Origin of the sequence: Achromobacter sp. GD03932, from assembly GCF_029839485.1 — a bacterium.
GTDB classification, from domain to species: domain Bacteria; phylum Pseudomonadota; class Gammaproteobacteria; order Burkholderiales; family Burkholderiaceae_B; genus Achromobacter; species Achromobacter bronchisepticus_A.
Map to the genome: position 1 here is coordinate 1 of NZ_JAOCAT010000072.1, position 1,226 is coordinate 1,226.

General features: G+C 62.8%; 1 protein-coding gene and 2 pseudogenes. All 3 read left to right on the plus strand.

The genetic code is table 11. The annotated features are described in order from the left end of the window. A pseudogene (locus N5C88_RS31385) lies at positions 1-66 on the plus strand (QacE family quaternary ammonium compound efflux SMR transporter); the annotation flags it as partial. Beyond that, positions 60-899, plus strand: coding sequence for a sulfonamide-resistant dihydropteroate synthase Sul1 (gene sul1, locus N5C88_RS31390; protein ID WP_000259031.1), 840 nt, complete (start codon positions 60-62; stop codon positions 897-899). The pseudogene N5C88_RS31385 and the gene sul1, both read left to right, overlap by 7 nt. 126 nt (positions 900-1,025) lie before the next feature. Further along, positions 1,026-1,226, plus strand: a pseudogene (locus N5C88_RS31395) (GNAT family N-acetyltransferase); the annotation flags it as partial.

Here is a 1,226-nt window from a genome sequence, read left to right on the forward strand (position 1 = left end):
ATTGCTGCCTTTTTGCTCGCCCGATCCCCATCGTGGAAGTCGCTGCGGAGGCCGACGCCATGGTGACGGTGTTCGGCATTCTGAATCTCACCGAGGACTCCTTCTTCGATGAGAGCCGGCGGCTAGACCCCGCCGGCGCTGTCACCGCGGCGATCGAAATGCTGCGAGTCGGATCAGACGTCGTGGATGTCGGACCGGCCGCCAGCCATCCGGACGCGAGGCCTGTATCGCCGGCCGATGAGATCAGACGTATTGCGCCGCTCTTAGACGCCCTGTCCGATCAGATGCACCGTGTTTCAATCGACAGCTTCCAACCGGAAACCCAGCGCTATGCGCTCAAGCGCGGCGTGGGCTACCTGAACGATATCCAAGGATTTCCTGACCCTGCGCTCTATCCCGATATTGCTGAGGCGGACTGCAGGCTGGTGGTTATGCACTCAGCGCAGCGGGATGGCATCGCCACCCGCACCGGTCACCTTCGACCCGAAGACGCGCTCGACGAGATTGTGCGGTTCTTCGAGGCGCGGGTTTCCGCCTTGCGACGGAGCGGGGTCGCTGCCGACCGGCTCATCCTCGATCCGGGGATGGGATTTTTCTTGAGCCCCGCACCGGAAACATCGCTGCACGTGCTGTCGAACCTTCAAAAGCTGAAGTCGGCGTTGGGGCTTCCGCTATTGGTCTCGGTGTCGCGGAAATCCTTCTTGGGCGCCACCGTTGGCCTTCCTGTAAAGGATCTGGGTCCAGCGAGCCTTGCGGCGGAACTTCACGCGATCGGCAATGGCGCTGACTACGTCCGCACCCACGCGCCTGGAGATCTGCGAAGCGCAATCACCTTCTCGGAAACCCTCGCGAAATTTCGCAGTCGCGACGCCAGAGACCGAGGGTTAGATCATGCCTAGCATTCACCTTCCGGCCGCCCGCTAGCGGACCTGGTCAGGTTCCGCGAAGGTGGGCGCAGACATGCTGGGCTCGTCAGGATCAAACTGCACTATGAGGCGGCGGTTCATACCGCGCCAGGGGAGCGAATGGACAGCGAGGAGCCTCCGAACGTTCGGGTCGCCTGCTCGGGTGATATCGACGAGGTTGTGCGGCTGATGCACGACGCTGCGGCGTGGATGTCCGCCAAGGGAACGCCCGCCTGGGACGTCGCGCGGATCGACCGGACATTCGCGGAGACCTTCGTCCTGAGATCCGAGCTCCTAGTCGCGAGTTGCAGCGACGGCATC

Bases quoted from the DNA above. Each gene is read 5' to 3' on its own strand.
- sul1 (WP_000259031.1), top strand. From the start codon at position 60: ATGGTGACGGTGTTCGGCATTCTGAATCTCACCGAGGACTCCTTCTTC.